This is a genomic window from Kitasatospora sp. NPDC058162 (genome assembly GCF_042884005.1).
Classification (GTDB): domain Bacteria; phylum Actinomycetota; class Actinomycetes; order Streptomycetales; family Streptomycetaceae; genus Kitasatospora.
Map to the genome: position 1 here is coordinate 1 of NZ_JBHVUS010000003.1, position 17,728 is coordinate 17,728.

The window sequence follows — 17,728 nt, forward strand, 5'->3', positions numbered from 1 at the left end:
CACATCCGGAGGAGGGCCCCACCGCTCGGCGGTGGGGCCCTCCTCCGTATGTCCGGGCCGTCCGGGGCCGTACGTCCGGCCGGCGGCCTAGTAGACCGGCTTGTGCGGCTCGATCTGGTTCACCCAGCCGAGCACGCCGCCGCCCAGGTGGACGGCGTTGGCGAAGCCCGCGGCCTTGACCACGGCCAGCACCTCGGCCGAGCGCACGCCCGACTTGCAGTGCAGCACGATCTTCCGGTCCTGCGGCAGCTTCTCCAGGGCGTCGCCCATGAGGAACTCGTTCTTCGGGATCAGCACCGCGCCGGGGATGTTGACGATCTCGTACTCGCCGGGCTCGCGGACGTCGATGAGGTAGATGTCCTCCTCGTCGTCCTGCCACTGCTTGAGCTGCTTCGAGGTGATGGTCGAACCGGCGGCGGCGGCCTGCGCCTCCTCGGACACGACGCCGCAGAAGGCCTCGTAGTCGATCAGCTCGGTGACCGTCGGGTTCTCACCGCAGACGGCGCAGTTCGGGTCCTTGCGGACCTTCACCTGGCGGTAGTTCATCTCCAGGGCGTCGTAGATCATCAGCCGGCCGACCAGCGGGTCGCCGATCCCGGCCAGCAGCTTGATCGCCTCGTTCACCTGGATCGAGCCGATGGACGCGCAGAGCACGCCCAGCACGCCGCCCTCGGCGCAGGACGGGACCATGCCCGGCGGCGGGGCCTCCGGGTAGAGGCAGCGGTAGCAGGGGCCGTGCTCGGCCCAGAAGACGCTGGCCTGGCCGTCGAAGCGGTAGATCGAGCCCCACACGTACGGCTTGCCGAGCAGCACCGCGGCGTCGTTCACCAGGTAGCGGGTGGCGAAGTTGTCGGTGCCGTCCACGATCAGGTCGTAGCCGGCGAAGATCTCCATCACGTTGGAGTTGTCGAGGCGCTCCTCGTGCAGCACCACGTCGACGTACGGGTTGATCTCCTTGACCGAGTCGCGCGCCGACTCCGCCTTGGAGCGGCCGATGTCGGCCTGGCCGTGGATGATCTGGCGCTGCAGGTTCGACTCGTCGACCACGTCGAACTCGACGATGCCCAGCGTGCCGACACCGGCGGCGGCCAGGTACATCAGCGCGGGCGAGCCGAGGCCGCCGGCGCCGACGCACAGCACCTTGGCGTTCTTCAACCGCTTCTGCCCGGCCATCCCGACGTCCGGGATGATCAGGTGGCGGGAGTACCTGCGGACCTCGTCGACGGTGAGCTCGTCGGCCGGCTCGACCAGGGGTGGCAACGACACGGGGACTCCGATGGGTGTCTTGTTCAGGCGGCCGGGGCCTGCCTCGGACGGGGTTGTTGCACCGCCACTCAGGTGGCTCTCTAGGCCAACAGTGTCATGCCCCACCGGTATTCCGAGACAGCTCGTCCGATGGGCGAGACGGGCCGCGCCGGATCGTGGAACCGCCCGCCGGACGCCCCGGAGCGCCCCGGGCCCGTCGTTCCGGGCCCGGGGCGCTCCCGCTCCGGACTCACACCCGGCAGGCCGTCTCCAGCCAGACGTCCCCGAGCGACTCCTCCAGCGGCACCTGTGTCCGCCAGCCGAGACGGTCCCGGGCGGTGCGCACGTCCGCCTGCCGCCACGGCACCGGCTCGCCCGGGGCGGGCCGGCCCTCCGGCCGGTGCACCTCCGCCCGGTGGCCCGGCAGGTACGGACCCGGCTGGTGGCCGTGGCCCGGCAGGTGGTCGCCGCCCGGCCCGCCGACCTGCGCCGGCAGCAGGACCGGCCGGTTCTCCTCCACGATCGCCCCCTCGAAGCCCGACGCCCGGACCAGCAGCTGGGCCGCGTCCCGGGCCCGCACGGCGTGCCCGCTGCCCACGTTGATCACCCCGGTGGCGGCCGAGACCGCCGCCGCCTGGATCGCCCGGGCGACGTCCCGGACGTCCACGAAATCCCGGTATCCGGACAGGTCCGGCATCCGCACCTGGTTCTCGTCCCGCTCCAGCGCCCGCCGCAGGCCCTCGGCGAGGCGCCCGAACAGCGAGGCGGTCGGCGCCCCCGGGCCCACCACGTCGAACACCCGCAGCACCGCCGCGTCCAGCCCGGAGGCCAGCACCAGCTCCGTCCCGGCCAGCTTGGACACCCCGTACGGGCCGACCGGCCGCGGCTCGGCCTGCTCGGACACCGGCACCCCGCCGGGCACCGGCCCGTACTCGGCAGCCGAGCCGACGTGCACCAGCCGGGCCGGCTCCCGGCTGCGCCGGATCGCCTCGCAGACGGTCGCGACGGCCAGCGTGTTCGACCGGATCAGGGTCCGCGAGCTGCCGTAGGTGGCGCCCGCGCAGTTGATCACCACCTGCGGCGCGACCGCGTCCAGGAAGCGGGCCAGCGCGCCCGGGCTCCCGGTGGTCAGGTCGAAGCGGATGTCGGCCGAGTCGCGCCGGCCGAGCACCGTCACCTGCAACTCCTGGTCCATCAGCAGACGATCGGTGACCCGGCGGCCGATGAAGCCGTCGGCGCCCAGCAGCAGCACCCTCATCGGGGGCGTCCTTCCACGAAGCGAGGTCGGGGACGACCTGGCGGACTGAAAACAGCGAACGAGAAGCGAACGAGATCTGACAGGTCTGACAGGTCTGACAAGGGGGTTCAGCGGTGCGCACCGGCCCGGCCGAGCACGGCCCAGCCGTGCAGCAGCAGCACCGCCGCGACCGCGCCGCCGCCCACCAGGACGGCCGACGGCCAGGGACGGCCCAGGGCGAGCAGCACCGCCGTCGCGGCGGGCCCGGCCGCGGCGCCCAGCGCGGCGGCCGTCGCCCGGCCGCACCGCGCCAGCAGCGCGGGCAGCACCAGCAGCAGGCCCAGCACGCCCTGCGCCGCCCACGCCGCCGGACCGGCCCGCTCGGCGGCCAGGTGCAGCAGGCCGCCGCCGTGGCCGGGCCCGGGCCGCGGCGCGACCACCGCGAGGACGGCCAGCGCGGCGTAGGTCAGCACCGCGAGCACCGCCAGGTGCAGCGCGAGCGCGACCGGCAGCACCGGGCGCATCCGGGCCCGGAACTCGGCCAGCGTGCGGGCCGACCCGAGGTGCCCCCGGCCGACCTGCCGGTACCAGCGGGCCGCCCGCTCCGCCGAGCCCGCCGACACCGCGGCGGCCAGCACCAGCGCGGCGGCCAGCGGCCGGTCCCGGCCCGGCGCCGCCAGCGGGAGCAGCAGCAGCGCGGCCAGGCCCAGCCCGTACCCGAAGGCGGCGGGGCGCAGCCGGGAGCCGGCCGGCCGGGACGGGGTGCGGACCGGGCCGAGCTCCGCCGGGCAGGCCGGGCCGCAGGGCGGCGGGGCGGGCTCGGCCGGGGCGGGCCCGGTCAGCGCGGGCAGCAGCGCCAGCGGGACGGCGGCGGGCAGCAGCACCGGCCAGCGGGCGCCGAGCGCCACCACCCCGGCGCAGGGCAGCGCGGCCAGCGCGGCGGCGGTCAGTGCCGCCCGGGCGGCGGCCCCGCTGCGGCGCGGCGCGGGCGGTTCGGGCGGCGGCGGGCGCCGGGGCACCCGGGCGTACAGCTCCTCGGCGAGCGCGAAGAGGTCGGCGTGCCGGCAGCGCGCGGCGGCGTCCGGGCCGAGCCCGGCCTCCTCCAGTCCGGCCGCGATCTCCAGCGGGTCGACGGCGCGCTCGCACAACTCCCGGTGCTCGGCCATCAGTTCGCGCACCGGGTCGGCACTGGCGACGGGGCCGGACATCAGACGGCCTCCGCGAGGGCCGGCCCGGAGGGGCGGGCGGGGGTGTCGGCGATCACCGACGCGGCGGCGAGCTGCCCACTACGGCGGTGCGGGCCCGGGGCATCTGCCTCGGCATCGGTCCCGTCCTCCCGACCGCCCGGCGGGCCGTCGCCGAGCCAGTACTCGGCGGGGCGGGCGAACGGACGCGGCGCGCCCGCCCCGCCCCCCTCGGGGAAGGCCGGGTACTGCGAGACCAGCTCCAGGTAGATCTCCCGGAAGGCGCCGATCACCGGCTCGACGGCGAAGCGTTCCTGCGCCCGCAGCCGCCCCGCCAGGCCCAGCCGGGAGCGCCGTTCCTCGTCGCGCAGCAGCGCCAGGCAGGCCCCGGCCAGCGCGCGCGGGTCGCGGGCGGGCACCAGCAGCCCGGTCGGGCCGACCACCTCGCGGGCCACCCCGACGTCGGTGGAGACCACCGCGCGGCCGCTGAGCATGGCGTCGGCGAGCAGCCGGGGGCTGCGCTGGGAGAGCGCGGAGAAGACCGCCACCGTGCCGCCCTGCCAGGCCTCGGCGAGCGAGCCGGGCCGTCCGGCGAAGTCCACCGCCCGGGCCACCCCGAGCCGCTCGGCGACCGCCGCGCAGTGCGCCCGGTAGCCGGGGGCGGCCTCCTCGCCGTGCACCACCAGCCGGGCCCCGGGCAGTTCGGCGCGGACCCGGGCGAAGGCGTGCAGCACCAGTTCGGTGTCGCGCCCCGGCTCCAGCGCACCCGCCCAGACCAGGGTCGGCCGCTGCGGCTCCGGCCCGGCCGCCGGGCGGTCCACCGCCGGGGTGCCCTCGTACACCACCCGGGTACGCGCCGGATCGGCCCCGCAGCGGCGCTGCCACTGCTGGTCGTGGGCGCTGCCCGGGGTGAGTATCGCGGCCTGCCGGTAGGTCTCCTCGGTGAGCGCCCGGAAGAAGGACAGCAGCAGCGCCCGGACCGGCCACCGGTACGGCGCCTCGTGACTCGCCCACTCGCCTCCGGGCGCTCGAACCCGGTGCCGACGGTCGTCGCTCCCGCGCTCGTGCCTCGCTTGTCGCTCCTCACTTTCGGCACCGGCGCGCCCTTCGGCTCGGGGCGCGCAGCCGAGGTACTGCTCGCGCAGGTGCAGCCCGTGCTCGGTGACCACGAAGGGCACCCCGTGCAGCTGCCGGGCGATCAGGGCGGGCAGCGCGGCCGGGCCGCCGCCGACCACGTGGCACAGGTCGGCGGCGCCGAGGCCGCCGGGCCCGGTGCCGTACCAGGGCGCGGACAGCGGGCGCAGGCACTGCTCCAGCAGGTCCGCGGCGACCAGCACGTCGTGGACCAGCGGCTGTCCGGCCGAGGTGTCCGCGCCGGGCAGCCGCCAGGTCCGCTCCAGCACCCGGCGGGCGTGGGCGGAGGCGAGGAAGGCGGGCAGGGTGCCCTCGTCCTCCCGGGCCAGCACCGCCAGCCGGTACAGCCCGGCCCCGAAGCCGGCCCGCTCCCCCGGCAGCACCAGCGCCCGCACCAGCTCCTCGTACGCCCGGGCGTACCGGCGTCTGCGCACCGCCCCGGGGGCCCGGCCGCACGGCCGACGGCCCCAGAGTGCGAGATCCCGGGCGCCGTGCCAGGCGGGCGAGAGCCGCGCGACGGCGCCGAGGCCGTCCGGGCCGGTGAGCAGGTACAGCTCGAACTCGTGCTCCGGCAGGCCCTCGGCCAGCCGCTCGCACCAGGCCCCGGCACCACGGTCGGGATGCGGACGGGCACCCTCGGTGAGCAGCGCGACGCGCACGGGAGACCTCCTTCTGCCTCGGGACGGGGGCGGCGCCGGCGGCCTCGGTCAGGCCGGCCGCCCCCGCACCCCTGGGACGCCCCCTGGGCAGGGGCCACGGGAGCCGCGGGGCCGTACGCCGGGACGCTTGCTCGGGCCGTGCGCCGAGTGCTCCGGCGTCAGCGGTCCTCCCCCACACCTGTTCGGTCCGGCAGCAGAAAGGTAGGACCGGCCCGGGGCGATCCATCGGTCACATGCCTGGCTGCCACCTGAACGAGTGAACCGCCGTGACCTCGCCCCGAGCCGGGCCGTTACCGCGCGCTATACGGCGCTCCGGCGCCGCCCGCCGCTCAGCGGGCGGTGCCCGCGATCAGCTCGCGCACGGCCCGGGCGACCGCGTCGGGGTGCTCCATCATCGCCACGTGCCCGGACTCCGGCAGCACCAGCAGCCGGGCGTCGGCGAAGGCCGCGCAGGCCCGGCGGGCGGAGCGGTAGGAGACCAGCTTGTCGCGCAGCCCGTACACCAGCAGCACGGGCGCCGCGACCTGCTCGGCCTGCCGCCACAGGGCCTGGTCGCCGCGCTCGGTGTAGGCGGAGACGATGCCGCGGGCCGAGCCGATCAGGGCCGGCATCGCGTGCGGCTGCTCCAGCCGGAGCCGGTACTCGGCCACCGCCTCGGCCCGGGCGGCCGGGCTCAGGCCGGCCGGGTCGCCGTAGACCAGCCGCAGCAGGTCCTCGGTGGCCGCCTCGGCGTCGCGCCGACCGGCCGACAGCCGGCGCGCCAGGGCGGGCAGACCGGGCAGGGCGAGCAGACCGGTGGGCCAGGCGGAGCGCTGCGGGGGCAGTTCGGGCAGGGCGGGCGAGACCAGGGTGAGGCTGCGCACGAGGTCGGGGCGCAGTGCGGCGAGCCGGACGGAGACGGCGCCGCCGAGCGAGTTGCCGAAGAGGTGGACGGGCCCGCGGCCGGAGGCCTCCAGGTAGCCGATGACGGCGCGGACGTGGCCGTTGAGGCTGAGGTTGCCGTCGGTGGGCGGGCCGGAGCGGCCGAAGCCGGGCAGGTCGACGGCCTCGCCGTCGACGAGGCCGGAGAGCCGGTCCATCAGGGCGGTCCAGTTGGCGGCCGAGCCGCCCAGGCCGTGCACGAAGAGCCCGGGCTCGCGCCCGTCGGTGCCGCCCTCCTCGGCGGGCCGGTGCACCGCGAGCACCGCGCCGGGGACCTCGACCGTACGTACCTGCTGCTCAGCGCTGCTCATGGTGGACGATGGTAGTGAGGCCCCACCGGGGGCGGCCGGGGTGGTCCGGCGGTTGCGGCCCCCGGTCCCGTCCCCGTCCTTCCCTCGTCGCACCACTGCCGACGCCGAGGTCAGCGCCGTATTGTGGGCTCCTGACAAGCGGGCGGACTGCTTTTCTCGCCTTCACCGAGGGCGGGCGCGGTTACCGAAAAGTAGAATCGGCCCTCTTGCCAGCCCCGAAGAACCCCGAAGTGAGGAGCGCCGTGACGGCCATCCAGGAGGCGCAGGAGCGCCCGCGCGGTGCCCGCCTGCCGCGAAGCGCCCGCCGTGAACAACTGCTCGGTGCCGCCCAGGAGGTGTTCGTCGCGCAGGGTTACCACGCGGCCGCCATGGACGACATCGCCGACCGTGCCGGGGTGAGCAAGCCGGTCCTCTACCAGCACTTCCCCGGGAAGCTGGAGCTCTACCTGGCGCTGCTGGACAAGCACTGCGACGCCCTGGTCGAGTCCACCCGCGAGGCGCTGGGCACCACTCCCGACAACAAGCTGCGGGTGGCCGCGACGATGGAGGCGTACTTCAACTACGTCTCCAGCGAGTCGGGCGCGTTCCGGCTGGTCTTCGAGTCGGACCTGACGAACGAGCCGGCCGTGCGCGAGCGGGTGGAGCGGGCCTCCGAGGCGAGCGCGACGCTGGTCAGCAAGGTGATCCAGGAGGACACCGACCTGCCGGAGGCGGAGTCCAAGCTGCTGGCCGCCGGGGTCTGCGGCCTGGCCCAGATCACCGCCCGGTACTGGCTGTCGCAGGGTCTGGAGATCCCGCGCGACGAGGCGGTGCGGCTGGTCGCCAGCCTGGCGTGGCGGGGGCTGAAGGGCTTCCCGATGCACCCGGCCGACCTCGCGCCGGAGGGTTCCGCTCAGCGCTGACGATCCGCTGACCTTCGCCTCGGCGGTGATCGGGTGCTCTATGGTGAAGCCGTACGGCGCGGTCGCCGTGGCCGCTTGTCCCAGGCGGCCCGTGGCCGCGCGTGGAGACTGCCAACCCGGAGGGACGGAAGCCGTGGAGGTCAAGATCGGCGTGCAGAACGCGCCGCGCGAAATCGTGATCGAGAGCTCGCAGACTGCCGATGAGGTCGAGAGCGCGGTCGCGAAGGCGCTGGAGGGCTCCACCAAGCTCTTCTCGCTCACCGACGAGCACGGCCGTCGCGTCATCGTCCCGGCCGAGCGCCTGGCGTACGTGGAGATCGGCGAGTCGGCCGCCCGCAAGGTGGGCTTCGGCACCGCCTGAGGCGCCGCCCCGTCAAGGCCGGCCCGGTGCCCCGTTCCCGTCAGGGAGCGGGGCACCGTCGCGTGTACGGCCTGGTCGGGCTGGGTACGGCGACAGGTGCGGCACCGTCGCCGCACGCCCGTTCCCCCGGGGAGGCCGCCTTGCTGGTCGAGTCGTTCGTCTTCGTCCTGGTCGGTCTGGTCGCGGCCGCGGCCGCGCTGCTGGGCCTGCCGGGGTACTACCGGGCGTCCCGCCCGCTGGTGGTGGGGACGGCCCTGGCGGCGGCGCTGCTCGGCGGGGTGGTCGCGCACTTCTGCCTGGACGGGCGCTCCCCGGTGGCCTCGGTGGCGTTCTCGGCGCTGGCCGCGGGGGTGGTCACCTCGCTGCTGGCCCGGCCGGACCTCGCGGCCGGGCGGGCCCCGGCGCACCGGCACCACCCGCACCGGGCCGGCGCCCACCGCGCGCCGCGGCGGCACCGACCGGCCTGAGGGCCGCTCCGACGCCCGTCATGAAGCCCGTGACGGAGCCCGTGACGACGCCCGTTACGACGCCAGCCCGAGGGCGGCCATCCGCCGGGTGTGCGCCTCGGTGATCCGGTTGAACATCTTGCCGACCTCGACCAGGTCGAAGCCCTGCACCTGCACGCCGCCGACCAGCAGGTTGGACAGCGCGTCGCGCTCGGCGACGACCCGCTGGGCCTGGCTGAGCGCCTCGCCCATCAGCCGCCGGCCCCACAGCGCGAGGCGGCCGCCGGCCCGCGGGTCGGCCTCGATCGCCTGGCGGACCTTGTCGATGGCGAACTGGCCGTGGCCGGTGTCTGACATGACGCCGAGGACCAGGTCGCGGGTGTCGTCGTCCAGCCGGACGGCCACCTCGCGGTAGAAGTCGGTCGCGATGGCGTCGCCGACGTAGGCCTTGACCAGGCCCTCCAGCCAGTCCGAGGGCGCCGTCATCCGGTGGAACAGCTCCAGCGGCTCGACGAAGGGGCGCATGGCCTCCTGCGGGTCGGCGCCGATCTCGGCGAGCCGGTCGTGCAGCCGCTGGTAGTGCTGGAACTCGGCGGAGGCCATCCGGGCCAGGGCCGCCTTGTCGGCGAGGCCGGGCGCCAGCTTGGCGTCCTCGGCGAGCCGCTCGAAGGCGCTCAGCTCGCCGTACGCGAGCGCGCCGAGCAGGTCGAGCACCGCCGCGCGGTAGCCCGGTTCGGCCGAGCACGTGGCCCAGTCGCCGATCGAGCCGGGCGCGCCGTCCTGCGTCTCACCATGGGTCTCCATGACCCGCCACCCTAAGGCCTGCGCCCCGACGCCGGGTGCACCCCCGGTGACCTGCCGGTTCGACCGGTCCCGCGGCGGCCGGCGGGGGCGGTGTCAGACGCGTCACGTGTTCGAGTCGTCGCCTGACTGTATGGTGGTACGGAGCCCCGTCGTGTTCGCACGGTGTCACCGCCGTCTCGGTGACCCGCACGAGCCCGCTCCGTAGCGGCAGCGCGTCCCCCGGACGTGTCCGCACCGGAGGCACGGGTACTCACGTACGCGGATGCCCGGTCGGAGAGCCGATCGGCTCCGACCATGGCTTGGACTTCAAGCCTTGGCACCGCATCAGTGGCCGAGCGAGGGCCGCCGAGACCACGCCCACCTGGCGGAGGTCCCGCGCAGGTCCCTCACGGGAATCCTCCCCGACGCCGCCGGCGACGCGCCCCGCCATCGGGCCGCGCGCACCGGCCGGCCGCAGGGACCGGCGCGGTTGTGCGTCCGCGCAGCTGTCATCAGGGCCGTCAGGCCCGTACGCAGCCGCGCGGCTGCCCGCCCGCCGCTCGCTCTCGGCCCCTCCGAAAACGGAAGAGGCAGCACCCTGTCCACCACCGCTGAACCCATCAAGACGACGTTCCGGGATCTGGGGATCCTCCCGGAGACCGCCGAGGCACTCGAGTCCGTCGGCATCGTCCATCCCTTCCCCATCCAGGAGATGACCCTCCCGGTCGCGCTGACCGGCCACGACGTCATCGGCCAGGCCAAGACCGGCACCGGCAAGACCCTCGGTTTCGGCCTGCCGCTGATCGAGCGCGCCATCGTGCGCGCCGACGTGGACGCCGGCCGGGCCACCGAGGAGCAGCTCTCGGACTTCCCGCAGGCGCTGATCGTCGTCCCGACCCGCGAGCTCTGCACCCAGGTCACCAACGACCTGCAGACCGCCGGCAAGGTCCGCAACGTCCGCGTGCTCGCGGTCTACGGCGGCCGGGCGTACGAGCCGCAGGTCGAGGCGCTCAACAAGGGCGTCGACATCGTGGTCGGCACCCCGGGCCGACTGCTGGACCTGGCCGGCCAGAAGAAGCTGAACCTGTCCAAGGTCCGCGCGCTGGTCCTGGACGAGGCCGACGAGATGCTCGACCTGGGCTTCCTGCCCGACGTCGAGAAGATCATCACCATGCTGCCGGCGAAGCGGCAGACCCTGCTGTTCTCGGCCACCATGCCGGGCCAGGTCATCAGCCTCGCCCGCCGCTACATGAGCCAGCCGACCCACATCCGGGCCGCCGCCCCGGACGACACCGGCGCGACCGTCGCCAACATCGAGCAGCACATCTTCCGTGCGCACTCGCTGGACAAGGTCGAGATGGTCTCGCGCATCCTGCAGGCCGACGGCCGCGGGCTCGCGATGATCTTCTGCCGCACCAAGCGCACCGCCGCCGACGTCTCCGACCAGCTGACCCAGCGCGGCTTCGCGGCCGGCGCCGTCCACGGCGACCTCGGCCAGGGCGCCCGCGAGCAGGCGCTGCGCGCCTTCCGCAACGGCAAGGTCGACGTGCTGGTCTGCACCGACGTGGCCGCCCGCGGCATCGACGTCGAGGGCGTCACCCACGTCATCAACTACCAGTGCACCGACGACGAGAAGACCTACCTGCACCGGATCGGCCGCACCGGCCGGGCCGGCGCCTCCGGCACCGCCGTCACCCTGGTCGACTGGGACGACATCCCGCGCTGGCAGCTGATCAACAAGGCGCTGGACCTGCCGTTCAACGAGCCGGAGGAGACCTACTCCACCTCGGCGCACCTCTACGAGCTGCTGAAGATCGCGCCGGGCACCAAGGGTGTGCTGCCGCGTTCGGAGCGCACCCGGGCCGGGCTCGGCGCGGAGGAGATCGAGGACCTCGGCGAGACCGGCGGGCGGGGCGCCCGCACCGGCCGCGGCGGGCGCAGCGGCCCGAACCGCGCCGCCGTCGAGACCCCGGCAGAGGAGAAGCCGCGCCGCACCCGTGAGCGTCGCCGCACCCGCGGCGGCTCGTCGGCCGGCGAGGGCGAGGCCGCTGCCGCCGCCCCGGTGACCGGGTCGGCCCCGGCCGTCGAGGGCGCCGAGGGCGAGGCCGCGCCGCGCCGTCGTCGCCGCCGTTCGCGCGGTGGCGCCGCTTCGGGCGAGGCCACCGCGGTGGTGGCGACCGAGGTCGTCGCCGAGGCCGCTGCGGTCGTCGAGGCCGCCGTGGTCGCCGTGGTCGCGGCCGAGCCGGTGGTCGAGGAGAAGCCGCGCCGGACCCGGACCCGCAAGCCGAAGGCGGAGGTCGCCGAGACCGTCGAGACGGCCGCCGTGACCGAGGCTGTGGCCGAGGCCCCGGCGGAGGCCCCGGCGGAGGAGAAGCCGCGCCGCACCCGGACCCGCAAGCCCAAGGCCGAGGTCGCGGTCGCGGTCGCGGTCGCGGTCGCCGAGACCGTCGAGGCGGCTGCCGTGACCGAGGCTCCGGCCGAGGCCCCGGTGGAGAAGAAGCCGGCCCGCGCCCGGACCCGCAAGCCGAAGGCCGAGGTCGCCGAGACCGTCGAGGCCGCCGCCGTCACCGAGGCCCCGGCCGAGGAGAAGCCGGCCGCCCGGACCCGGACCCGCAAGCCGAAGGCCGTCGCCGAGACCGCCCCGGAGGCTCCGGCCGCCGAGGCCCCGGCCGAGGAGGCGCCGGCTCCGCGCAAGCGCACCCGCACCCGCAAGGCCGTGGCCGCCCCGGAGGCCACTCCGGAGGGCTGACCCGCCCCGCCCCCTCGGGCGTTCCCGGACGTCCTGCCCGGTGGGAGGGGGGTCTTGACGGCAGGGCCAGTCTTCGGACTCCCGTCGTCCGCCCGCCCCGCAGGCGGGAGTCCGAAGACGGGCCCTAGGCTCGGGGCGTCGTCTGCCCCGGGAGGGAACCCGCTCATGAGTACTCCGCCGTTCCTGGACCTGCCCCGCTGCGCCCGGGCGGAGCGCGTGCCGACCGAACGCGGGGAGTTCGCGGCGCTGCGGGCGGAGCCGGACGGCCCGGTGCGCGGCTCGGCCCTGCTGGTGCCGGGGTTCACGGGCAGCAAGGAGGACTTCATCGCGCTGCTCGCACCGCTCGCGGCCGCCGGGTACCGGGTGACGGCCGTGGACCAGCGGGGCCAGTACGAGACCGGCGGGCCGGACGACCCGGCGGCGTACGCCGTGGACGCGCTGGGCGCCGACGTCCGGGCGCTGACCGGGGTGCTGGCCGCGGAGGGCGGGCCGGTGCACCTGCTGGGGCACTCCTTCGGCGGCCAGGTGGTCCGGGAGGCGGTGCTCGCGGCCGCCGCCGAGGGCCCGCTGCCGTGGCGTTCGCTGACCCTGATGGCCACCGGGCCGGGGGCGATCGACCCGGCCGAGGCGGCCCGGACCAGGCTGCTGCTGGACGTCCTGCCGGTGCTGGGCCTGGAGGAGATCTGGCAGGTCATGCGGCAGATGGACGAGGACAGCGGGCAGCCGAAGCCCGCCCTGGCGCCGGATGTCGCGGAGTTCCTGCACCGCCGCTGGGTGGCGAACGTGCCGCGGTCGCTGGCCGTCACCGGCGGGCACCTGGTGGCCGCGCCGGACCGGGTGGACGAGCTGGCCGCGGTGACGGCGGGGGCGCTGCCGGTGCTGGTGTTGTCCGGGGAGCGGGACTACGCCTGGCCGGTGCCGGAGCAGGGCGCGATGGCGGAGCGGCTGGGCGCCCGCCGGGTGGTCGTCGCGGGCGCGGGCCACTCCCCCAACGCCGAGCGGCCGGCCGCCACGGCCGAGGCGCTGGCCGCGTTCTGGGCCTGAGCCCGGCCCCCCGACCGGCCCCGGGGCCGACCCTCTCCCGGAGTGGTCTGTACCACTTCCGGAGGTTCGACCGGCTTCAACGCAGGACAAAAGTCGTTAGTTACGGTAATCTTTGATTCTGTCCGGGAATCATCGGCGGCCCCTCCGGGGTTCCTATCAGTCGAAACCCGGACGTTACGGACGGGCAACGGCCCGGTAGCACCACCACGGCACCGTGGTTCACGAGGCACCAGACGCATCAGGCAAGTCCAGGGGGAGCCCTTGCCGCAGCAGACCGCCGCTCGTACGACGCGCCCGGTCCGGCCCCAGCGCCGGATCCGCAAGACCCCGAAAGGGCTGATACCGACTCAGCCGCAATCGCCCCGCACCGCGGGGCCCGGAAAGGAGACGCCCATGACCAAGCCCATGCGCTTCGAGATCCTCCGACTGGACGACGCCAACGGCTCCGCCACCGAGCGCGTGATAGCCGACGCCGAGACCGTCCGCGAATTCGTCCAGGACGCCGCCCGCACCGGTGAGCGCCTACTCATCCGCCCGTGCCCGACCGTCTGACCCGGCGCGGCGCCTCCGATCGGGAGGCCCCACCCGCCGCCGACGAGCCGGGAGCGTCCGACCCGGACGTACCGATACCCGACTGACGCCCCGTCACCGCGATCGCCGATGACGGGGCGTCAGTGCGTCCGGCCCCGGCACCGCCCTCGGCCCCCGGGACGTTTGCCGCCGCCCGCCACGGGACATCCCCCAACGGGGAACCGCCCGCGCCGCACCCCATCCGCGCCGGCCGGGCGTCCAGCACCGACGAGGTGCCGCCGAGCCGTCCGTACGGGTGATCGTCCTTGACGCGGCGGTCCGGAGGGAGGAGCGTTGTCGGCTATGAGGGGCGAGCCAAGCTGTCCGAGGTGCGCCGGTCGGGTCCGCGCCCCCGGTCTTTTTTCGGACACCTGGCAATGCGACCGACACGGAGCCGTGCACCCGATGCAGCCCGTGCTGCCCCCGAGCGTGGAAGCCCTGGGCGTCGCCGTCGCCCGCTCGCAGGTCCCCGTCTGGCTGCCCTGGCCGCTCCCGGTCGGCTGGCTCTACACCGGCATCGCCCACGTCGGCGACGACGTCTCGGGCGCCCGGGCCACCGCCGTCGCCTGCGCCGGGCCCGCCCCGCTCGGCGGCTTCGGGGAGCTGGTGCTGGTCGCCGAGGAACTGGGCGTCGGGCTCGGCGCCCGCTACGCCGGACTGCCCGGCCCCGACCCGGGCGACTCGGTCGGCCTCTACAAGCCCGCCGACGCCAAGCTGATGGCCGCCGGCCGGCCCACCCCGATGTTCCACGTCCCGGACGCCCCGGCCGACCGCGCGGTGTTCGTCGGCGAGGCCCGCGGGCTCTGGCTCTGGGCGATCGCCTGGCCCGAGCAGTCCGCCCTGGTGATGTACGACGAACTGGTGCTCACCGACCTGCGCGAGGCCGGCGCCGAACTGGACCTGCTGCCCTGCGGGGCGCTCTCCCCCCGACTGCTGGGCTGACCCCGGGCCGGACGGACGGCCTGTCCTGCGGACGACCTATCCTGGGCGACACCCGACCCCCAGGAGTCCGCCCCGTGCGCATCGACCTGCACGCCCACAGCAACGCCTCCGACGGCACCGACAGCCCGGCCGAACTGGTCGCGGCGGCGGTCGCCGCCGGCCTCGACGTGGTCGCGCTCACCGACCACGACACCGTCGCCGGCCATGCCGCGGCCGCCGCGGCGGTGCACGCGCTGCCGGACGGCACCCGGCTGACCGTCGTCCCCGGCGCCGAGCTGTCCTGCGTGGTGGGCGGGGTCAGCATGCACCTGCTGGCGTACCTGTTCGACCCGGAGGAGCCGGAGTTCGCGGGCGAGCGGGAGCTGGTGCGCACCGACCGGTTCCGGCGCGGGCGGGCGATCGTCGAGCGCTGCCGGGAGCTGGGCGCGGACATCGACTGGGAGCAGGTGCAGCGGATCGCCGGGGACGGCTCGGTCGGGCGGCCGCACATCGCCAGCGCGCTGGTCGAGGCGGGCGTGGTGGCCACCGTCTCGGACGCCTTCACCGGGCAGTGGCTGGCCAACGGCGGCCGGGCGGACGTCCGCAAGCACGAGACCGACCCGGTGCGGGCGGTCCGGCTGGTCCGGGCGGCCGGCGGGGTGCCGGTGTTCGCCCACCCCGGCGCGGTCAAGCGCGGCCGGACGGTCCCGGACCAGGTGATCGCCGACCTCGCGGCCGCCGGACTGGCCGGGCTGGAGGTCGACCACACCGACCACGACGAGGAGACCAGGCAGCGGCTGCGCGGGCTGGCCGGCGAACTCGGCCTGCTGGTCACCGGTTCCAGCGACTACCACGGCAGCCGCAAGACCGTCCGGCTCGGCGAGTACACCACCGACCCCGCGGTGTACGAGGCGCTGCTGGCCCAGGCCACCGGGGCGAAGCCGATCCAGCGCTGACGGCGGGCGGGGCCGCGCTCCGGCGCACCGGAGCGCGGCGGGGCGGGCGGGCACGGCCGTACGCCTCCCGCCCGCGCCCCGTACGCCTCCCGCCCGCGTCCCGTACGCGTCCTGACCGTGGGTCAGTCGAGCTTGACGCCGCGCCGCTGCGGGTCGCGCAGGTCGGCGCCCTGGTTCAGCCAGCGCTCCTGCAGCGCGGCCGCGCCGTGCACCCGCTTCCAGCCCGCCTCGTTGGGCGTCATCGGCAGCAGCGGCAGGAAGCGCACCGGCTCGGCGGGCTCGGCCAGTTCCAGGTCCTCGACCAGCCCGCCCGGCTCGGCGGCCAGCACCGAGGTGAACGGGGCGCCGTCCCAGAGCGGGGCGCCGAGGTCCAACGAGCCGCCCGGGGCCACCACCAGGCCCTCGACCTGCGGGGTCGCGGCGAAGGTGGCGAGGCTGCGCAGCACGCCGTCCCGCCCGCCGCGCACCGTCAGCACCAGCTCGACCCGCGGTCCGCGCAGCTGGTCGGCGACCGGCTGGGTCGGGTCGGCCATCGGGGCGGCCGACATCCCGAGCGTCGCGTAGCGGACCAGGCCCTCGGGGTCCGGGCCGAAGCGCAGCACCTCGATCCGGTCGGTGCCGAGGAAGGTGACGGCGGCGCGGCCGCTCGGTTCGCCGAGGGTCGAGATCAGCCGGGCCTCGACGGCGGCCAACACCGCCTCCCGGGTGAGTTCCGGGGAGCTGCCGCCGTGGGGGTCGCCGAAGGACGGGAAGTCGTGCGCCATGCCGGTGAGCGTAACCCGGGCCGCCCCGGCGTCCGCGCGGGGGCGTACGGGCGGGGGCCGGCGAACGCCCGGGGCGCCGATACCCGGTCAGATGTTAGGGTGAGCGACTGGCCACCGGGATCGTTCGTCCCGGGGCGGCGGCGCGAAGGAGGTGGTTGCGGTGGATACCGGCCGACCATGCAGTACCGGCAGCTCTGCCCGGCCCCGACGTCCCCGCACCCCCGCACCGCAGGCCTGAGCGGCTGATCCAGCCGCAGTGGCCCGGGCGCGGCCGGCGGCGGACGGACCGGCCGGGAGAGCACCTCCATCCCCCTTCACCGGTGTTCTTCGCCGTCGCACCACGGCCCTGCCCTCGGCCCCTCTTCGCCGCCGTGCGACGGCTCCTGCCCCAGGGAGCCTGCCATGTCGATGATCAACAGCCTGCGCGCCGCCGTCCGCACCAACCGCCGTCGGGGCGCCGCCGGGACGTACGACGCCGTGCCCGAGGGCAGCGGATCGGCGGTCGTGGACTGCGCGGTCTACCAGCACGGCCGGCGCAACGGCGAGGCCTGCAGCCCCCGCGAGGCCGTCCGCCGGGTCAAGGCGGCCCACCAACTCCCGGACACCGCGGGCTCGTTCAGCTGGATCGGACTGCACGAGCCGACCGGGGCCGAGTTCGAGGGCATCGCCCAGCGGTTCGGCCTGCACCCGCTCGCGGTGGAGGACGCGGTGCACGCCCACCAGCGGCCCAAGGTGGAGCGCTACGACGACGTGCTGTTCGCCGTCTTCAAGACCATCCGCTACGTCGAGCACGACCAACTCACGCCCACCAGCGAGGTGGTGGAGACCGGCGAGCTGATGGTCTTCGCCGGGCGGGACTTCGTGATCACCGTGCGGCACGGCGGCCACGGCTCGCTGCAGGAGCTGCGGCACCGACTGGAGGCGGACGCGGACGAGGCCGGACTGCTCGCCAAGGGCCCGGCCGCGGTGCTGCACGCGATCGCCGACCACGTGGTGGACAACTACCTGCTGGTCGCCGATCGGCTGCAGAACGACGTGGACGAGATCGAGTACGGCGTCTTCTCGGCCAAGGGCGCACGCAGCGCGGACGTCGGCCGGGTGTACCAACTCAAGCGCGAGGTACTGGAGTTCAAGCGCGCGGTGGCGCCGCTGCTGCGTCCGATGCAGCAGCTATCCGAGCCGTCGCAGGGCCTGGTCGACCCGGATGTCCAGAAGTACTTCCGGGACGTCGCCGACCACCTGGCCCGGGTCACCGAGCAGGTGCACGGCTTCGACGAACTGCTGAACTCGCTGCTCCAGGCGAACCTGGCGCAGGTGTCGGTGGCGCAGAACGAGGACATGCGCAAGATCACCGCCTGGGCGGCGATCTTCGCGGTGCCCACCATGATCACCGGCGTGTACGGCATGAACTTCGACTACATGCCCGAACTGCACCACGCCTACGGCTATCCGCTGGTGCTCGGCGCGATCGCGGTGATCTGCGTCGGGATGTACCGGGGCTTCCGCCGCAACGGCTGGCTGTAGCCCCCGGCCCCTCTCCC

At 75.4% G+C, this 17,728-nt stretch carries 16 protein-coding genes; 9 read left to right on the forward strand and 7 right to left on the reverse strand.

Going from position 1 to position 17,728, the window contains the following annotated elements:
* Positions 1-87: 87 nt before the first annotated feature.
* From moeZ to ACFVXG_RS06430, 5 genes are all read right to left on the reverse strand, one after another.
* A complete protein-coding gene (moeZ, locus tag ACFVXG_RS06410) occupies positions 88-1,266 on the reverse strand; it encodes an adenylyltransferase/sulfurtransferase MoeZ (protein ID WP_387924907.1) in 1,179 nt (392 codons plus the stop codon).
* 229 nt (positions 1,267-1,495) lie between these two features.
* Positions 1,496-2,503: an NAD-dependent epimerase/dehydratase family protein gene (locus ACFVXG_RS06415; RefSeq protein WP_387924909.1), complete on the reverse strand. Its 1,008-nt coding sequence runs from the start codon at positions 2,501-2,503 to the stop codon at positions 1,496-1,498.
* 107 nt (positions 2,504-2,610) lie between these two features.
* A complete protein-coding gene (locus ACFVXG_RS06420; protein ID WP_387924911.1) occupies positions 2,611-3,690 on the reverse strand; it encodes a hypothetical protein in 1,080 nt (359 codons plus the stop codon).
* Positions 3,690-5,459: a DUF3492 domain-containing protein gene (locus ACFVXG_RS06425; RefSeq protein WP_387924913.1), complete on the reverse strand. Its 1,770-nt coding sequence runs from the start codon at positions 5,457-5,459 to the stop codon at positions 3,690-3,692. Before ACFVXG_RS06425 ends, ACFVXG_RS06420 begins: the two co-directional genes overlap by 1 nt.
* A gap of 329 nt (positions 5,460-5,788) precedes the next feature.
* Positions 5,789-6,691, reverse strand: coding sequence for an alpha/beta fold hydrolase (locus ACFVXG_RS06430; RefSeq protein WP_387924914.1), 903 nt, complete (start codon positions 6,689-6,691; stop codon positions 5,789-5,791).
* Between the two features lie 242 nt (positions 6,692-6,933).
* Between ACFVXG_RS06430 and ACFVXG_RS06435 the strand changes: the two genes are divergently transcribed.
* The 3 genes from ACFVXG_RS06435 (at position 6,934) to ACFVXG_RS06445 (ending at position 8,421) form a co-directional block, all read left to right on the forward strand.
* Positions 6,934-7,593, forward strand: coding sequence for a TetR/AcrR family transcriptional regulator (locus ACFVXG_RS06435; RefSeq protein ID WP_387924916.1), 660 nt, complete (start codon positions 6,934-6,936; stop codon positions 7,591-7,593).
* A gap of 133 nt (positions 7,594-7,726) precedes the next feature.
* Positions 7,727-7,954, forward strand: coding sequence for a DUF3107 domain-containing protein (locus tag ACFVXG_RS06440; protein WP_387924918.1), 228 nt, complete (start codon positions 7,727-7,729; stop codon positions 7,952-7,954).
* Positions 7,955-8,094: 140 nt separating this feature from the next.
* The gene (locus ACFVXG_RS06445; protein WP_387924919.1) at positions 8,095-8,421 is read left to right on the forward strand and encodes a hypothetical protein; all 327 of its coding nucleotides are present in this window, start codon (positions 8,095-8,097) and stop codon (positions 8,419-8,421) included.
* Between the two features lie 54 nt (positions 8,422-8,475).
* On the opposite strand, the gene ACFVXG_RS06450 is transcribed toward ACFVXG_RS06445, so the two are convergent.
* Positions 8,476-9,204, reverse strand: coding sequence for a ferritin-like fold-containing protein (locus ACFVXG_RS06450; protein WP_387924920.1), 729 nt, complete (start codon positions 9,202-9,204; stop codon positions 8,476-8,478).
* 691 nt (positions 9,205-9,895) lie between these two features.
* On the opposite strand from ACFVXG_RS06450, the gene ACFVXG_RS06455 reads away from it, so the two are divergent.
* The 5 genes from ACFVXG_RS06455 (at position 9,896) to ACFVXG_RS06475 (ending at position 15,423) form a co-directional block, all read left to right on the forward strand.
* A complete protein-coding gene (locus ACFVXG_RS06455; RefSeq protein ID WP_387924923.1) occupies positions 9,896-11,932 on the forward strand; it encodes a DEAD/DEAH box helicase in 2,037 nt (678 codons plus the stop codon).
* Positions 11,933-12,097: 165 nt separating this feature from the next.
* Positions 12,098-12,976: an alpha/beta fold hydrolase gene (locus tag ACFVXG_RS06460; RefSeq protein ID WP_387924925.1), complete on the forward strand. Its 879-nt coding sequence runs from the start codon at positions 12,098-12,100 to the stop codon at positions 12,974-12,976.
* A 393-nt stretch (positions 12,977-13,369) separates the two neighbouring features.
* Positions 13,370-13,528 carry a hypothetical protein gene (locus tag ACFVXG_RS06465; protein WP_350506143.1) on the forward strand — a complete coding sequence of 53 codons (159 nt, stop codon included), beginning with the start codon at positions 13,370-13,372 and terminating at the stop codon, positions 13,526-13,528.
* A gap of 321 nt (positions 13,529-13,849) precedes the next feature.
* Positions 13,850-14,488, forward strand: a complete 639-nt coding sequence (locus ACFVXG_RS06470) for a DUF6758 family protein (protein ID WP_387924926.1) — start codon at positions 13,850-13,852, stop codon at positions 14,486-14,488.
* Between the two features lie 74 nt (positions 14,489-14,562).
* Positions 14,563-15,423 carry a PHP domain-containing protein gene (locus tag ACFVXG_RS06475; RefSeq protein ID WP_387924928.1) on the forward strand — a complete coding sequence of 287 codons (861 nt, stop codon included), beginning with the start codon at positions 14,563-14,565 and terminating at the stop codon, positions 15,421-15,423.
* A 122-nt stretch (positions 15,424-15,545) separates the two neighbouring features.
* On the opposite strand, the gene ACFVXG_RS06480 is transcribed toward ACFVXG_RS06475, so the two are convergent.
* The gene (locus ACFVXG_RS06480; protein ID WP_387924929.1) at positions 15,546-16,187 is read right to left on the reverse strand and encodes a suppressor of fused domain protein; all 642 of its coding nucleotides are present in this window, start codon (positions 16,185-16,187) and stop codon (positions 15,546-15,548) included.
* Positions 16,188-16,589: 402 nt separating this feature from the next.
* Here ACFVXG_RS06480 and corA point away from each other — a divergent pair, with 402 nt between their 5' ends.
* Complete coding sequence (gene corA / locus ACFVXG_RS06485; protein WP_387924930.1) at positions 16,590-17,711, forward strand: magnesium/cobalt transporter CorA; 1,122 nt, start codon at positions 16,590-16,592, stop codon at positions 17,709-17,711.
* Positions 17,712-17,728 lie beyond the last annotated feature (17 nt).

Coding starts and splice junctions, on each gene's coding strand:
- ACFVXG_RS06415 (WP_387924909.1), bottom strand. CDS start 2,503: ATGAGGGTGCTGCTGCTGGGCGCCGACGGCTTCATCGGCCGCCGGGTC.
- ACFVXG_RS06420 (WP_387924911.1), bottom strand. CDS start 3,690: ATGTCCGGCCCCGTCGCCAGTGCCGACCCGGTGCGCGAACTGATGGCC.
- ACFVXG_RS06430 (WP_387924914.1), bottom strand. CDS start 6,691: ATGAGCAGCGCTGAGCAGCAGGTACGTACGGTCGAGGTCCCCGGCGCG.
- ACFVXG_RS06450 (WP_387924920.1), bottom strand. CDS start 9,204: ATGGAGACCCATGGTGAGACGCAGGACGGCGCGCCCGGCTCGATCGGC.
- ACFVXG_RS06455 (WP_387924923.1), top strand. CDS start 9,896: ATGACCCTCCCGGTCGCGCTGACCGGCCACGACGTCATCGGCCAGGCC.
- ACFVXG_RS06460 (WP_387924925.1), top strand. CDS start 12,098: ATGAGTACTCCGCCGTTCCTGGACCTGCCCCGCTGCGCCCGGGCGGAG.
- ACFVXG_RS06465 (WP_350506143.1), top strand. CDS start 13,370: ATGACCAAGCCCATGCGCTTCGAGATCCTCCGACTGGACGACGCCAAC.
- ACFVXG_RS06470 (WP_387924926.1), top strand. CDS start 13,850: ATGAGGGGCGAGCCAAGCTGTCCGAGGTGCGCCGGTCGGGTCCGCGCC.
- ACFVXG_RS06480 (WP_387924929.1), bottom strand. CDS start 16,187: ATGGCGCACGACTTCCCGTCCTTCGGCGACCCCCACGGCGGCAGCTCC.
- corA (WP_387924930.1), top strand. CDS start 16,590: ATGTCGATGATCAACAGCCTGCGCGCCGCCGTCCGCACCAACCGCCGT.